The organism is Rhizobacter sp. P3_B12 (assembly GCF_056402895.1).
Map to the genome: position 1 here is coordinate 1 of NZ_JBFUGN010000740.1, position 3,164 is coordinate 3,164.

A 3,164-nucleotide genomic window follows, 5' to 3' on the forward strand; every position below is an offset into this window, starting at 1 on the left:
TGGCGCGGCGCTCGCGCGCGTGATGCGTGCCGCGGTGCGCGACGCCGGCGCGGCCGCGGGCCTGGTGGTGCTGCGGCGCGCCCACCACGATCCGCGCGTGTTCGCGGCGGCCTGCCCCGACCTGCACCTGCGCTGGCTCGGGCGCAGCGGCGTCGACCGCGAGGCCTGGGCCGAAGCGCTGCGCTGCGTCTGGGCGCAGCACCTGCCGTCGCCGGATGCGCCGCCGCTGTTCCGCGATGTCGCGCTGTCGGCGATGCGCATCGCCGAATGGGGCTTCGCGCGGCGGGTCTGGCTGCGCGGCCTGGCGGTGCACGGGCCGAGTGCGCCCGACCTCGCGCAGCTCGCGTGGTGCGAGTCCTGCAGCGGCGATCTCGAGGCCGCCTTGCGCCATGCCGCGGCAGCGCTCGCGTGCCGGCCGGACGACCCGCTGGCGCGCGACGTGCAGCAGCGCCTGGACGAGCGCCTGGCTGGCTGGGACGAAGCGCCCGGCGGCTGGCTGCGCTGCATCGCGCGGCAGCCGGGCGGGCTGGCGCTGGAGCCGCTCGACGGCAGCCATGCACCGGCACTCGGCCACCAGTTCCGCGATCCGCAGATCGCGGTGATGTCGGGGTTCGATCCGATCGACGAGAAGCGCGATGCGGCGACCTGGGTCGACGAGCGGCGCCGCGAGACCGACCGCATGGACTACGCCGTGATGCATGCGGAGCACGGCTTCGTCGGCCACACCGGCGTGTACCGCTGGGCGCGCGCGGGCTTCTTCTATTTCTGGATCGGCATCGATCACCAGGGGCGTGGCTTCGYGGCCCGGGCCGGTGCGCTGCTGTGCGAGTTCGCGCTGCGCAACGGCGTCGACTGCCTGCTGACCTCGGTCTATGGCGACAACGTGCGCTCGAGGCGTGCGCTGGAACGCATCGGCTTCCGGCGCCTGCCGGTGCGCCGGCGCAGCGACAAGGAGCCGCTGCACTACCTGGTCCTGACGGCGCCGGGCGTGGACGTCGACGCGATGGAGGTGCTGCGCGACTACCACGTGCGCGAAGAGCAGGCGACCGACTTCGAGCCCGATCCGGACCCGGTCGGCGGATCGGGGTTGTCGTGAGCACCGTGTCGGACGATCGTCGCCGCGCTGAGGAGGCCCGCGCGGCGCTGCTTGCCGAGAGCATGCGCCGGCGGCACCAGGTCGACGAGGTGGTCCGGGCCGAGGCCTCGCAGTCGGTGTCCGCGCAACTGGAGTTGCGCGAGGAAGCGGTGTTCAAGGCCGCGGTGCAGGCTGCGCTCGACGACGGCCTGCCGCAGCTCCCCGTGTGCCCGGTCGAGCCGGACGAGCCGCCTCGGGAAGACGCTGCCGCCGAGCCTGCTGATGCGCCGTTGCCGCCATCGCCATCGCTATCGCTATCGCCGCTGCGGTCGTCTTCGCATCCCGCTGCGCCTGTCACTGCGCTGCACCTGCCATCCCCGTCCACGGACACCGATCCGCGAGCGATGCCAGCGTCTTCACCGATGCCTGCGCGAGAACCGGCCCGCGGGGCGCCGCCGTCTCGGGCCAGGCCATCGCGTGCGCCGGTGATCGCGTCGGCGTCTGCGGCCGCGCCCACGCGGGCCTCGATCGCGGAGCAGCGTCCAGCCGCCGCCGCCGCCTCGAGGCCGGTCGACGAGGGGGTGCCGCAGCGCGTGCAGCCACCGATGCCGCGGCCGGCTGCGACACGCCCGACACGCCCGACGCCACCGGTGTCGACGCCGGCTCGCCCGGCCGATCCCGCGGTGGCGTCCGACTTCGAGGCCGGCTGGCGCGAGGCGCGGGCCGTGGTGCACGATGCGCCGCGCGCCGTGGATCCGCCCGGCGACGAGGGCAGGTCGGCACGCCAGCTGTTCGAACAGGGTCTGCGCGAAGGGGCGACGCTGCCTGCTGCACCCGTCCGCGTTTTCGCCCCGGTCCCCGCACCGGTGCGGCAGGCGTCGGTCTCCGGCGATGAGGCGCACGTACCGACTCCGGCTCCGCCTTCTCCTTCGCGTGCGGCGGCGCCCTCGGCGCGCCCGGCGCCGGGACGGGTGCCATCGCGGTCAACCGCGCCCTCGCAGCCTCCGCCATCGAGCGCCGTCCCGATCGCCACGCTGCAGCAGATGCTCGAACCGCGGACGGTGCTCCCGGGGCAGGACCATCCCGCGGTCGCGACGGCCGCGCCGCCGAACCCGATGTCGCAAGCGAGCCTCGACTTCTGGCGCGCCTATGCACAGGAGCTGCCGCCCGGCCATGAGCTGCGCGCCCCGCTGGAGCAAGCCGTCCAGGCGCAGCGCAGCGCAACGCCGCCGGCCGCTGACGCCACCCCCTCGCAGGTGCGGCGCGACGATGAGCGTGACGACACCCGCCTCGAAGGTGCCGGCACCCTGGCAGCCGCGCAGCAGGCACTCGATGCGCACCTCGCCTTGCTGACGCCTGCGCTGCAGCTGGCCAAGGCCACGTAGACCGGCGCTGGCTCAGCCGGCCGGATCGGCCCAGCGCCCGGTGGCCGCGAGCTGCGGCGCGAACTCGGCCGCCGACCAGCGCAGCGGCAGCGCCTGCGGCCGCCACACGGCGGCCTGCACCTGCACCCGCAGCAGCCGCTGCGCGCCGGCGAAGGCCTGCAGCTCGGGGCCGTCCCAGACCAGCTCGGCGTCGCCGGTCAGCTGCAGCACGTCGCCGTGCTCGTAGTCGATGAACAGCAGCCCGGCGTGCGGGTGGGCCGCGATGTTGCCGAGCGTGTTGAAGAGCCGGTTGCCGCGGAAATCGGGGATCGTCAGCACGCTGTGCGCACCGACCGTCTCGACCCGCACGAAGCCCGGCCGGCCGCCGCGGTGCGAGACATCGACACCGTCCGCGCCCGCCTCGCCGCGCGCATGCGGTGAGGCCGACGCGATGAACAGCGTGTCCGCCCGGCGCACCAGCGCGCTTGCCTGCGGGCTCAGCTGCGGACCCAGCAGCGTGGCCTCCGGTCGCGCCGCCGAAGCAGCCGGCTCGGCCGGCAGCGCTTCGCGCGCCTGGATGTACTGCGGGCAGTTGCCGAAGCTCGCGTCGACCTGCACCTCGATGCGCGCGGCGTCCAGCTGCGTCACCGTCCCGTTCAGCCGGTTGCGCCGCCGCGTGTGCGGCTCCAGGCCCAGCAGGCCGATCGGGTCGCCGACGGCCAGGT

At 75.0% G+C, this 3,164-nt stretch carries 3 protein-coding genes; 2 read left to right on the plus strand and 1 reads right to left on the minus strand.

Features of this window, described 5'->3' with window-relative positions; translation table 11 throughout:
• Both AC1D01_RS27215 and AC1D01_RS27220 read left to right on the plus strand, forming a co-directional pair.
• On the plus strand, positions 1-1,096 hold a 1,096-nt coding region (locus AC1D01_RS27215), incomplete at its 5' end, for a GNAT family N-acetyltransferase (protein ID WP_477871940.1).
• Positions 1,093-2,460: a hypothetical protein gene (locus AC1D01_RS27220; RefSeq protein ID WP_477871942.1), complete on the plus strand. Its 1,368-nt coding sequence runs from the start codon at positions 1,093-1,095 to the stop codon at positions 2,458-2,460. The genes AC1D01_RS27215 and AC1D01_RS27220, both read left to right, overlap by 4 nt.
• 12 nt (positions 2,461-2,472) lie before the next feature.
• Here AC1D01_RS27220 and AC1D01_RS27225 read toward each other — a convergent pair.
• Positions 2,473-3,164 (minus strand): pyridoxamine 5'-phosphate oxidase family protein (locus tag AC1D01_RS27225; RefSeq protein ID WP_477871944.1); only part of this gene is annotated, 692 nt, incomplete at its 5' end.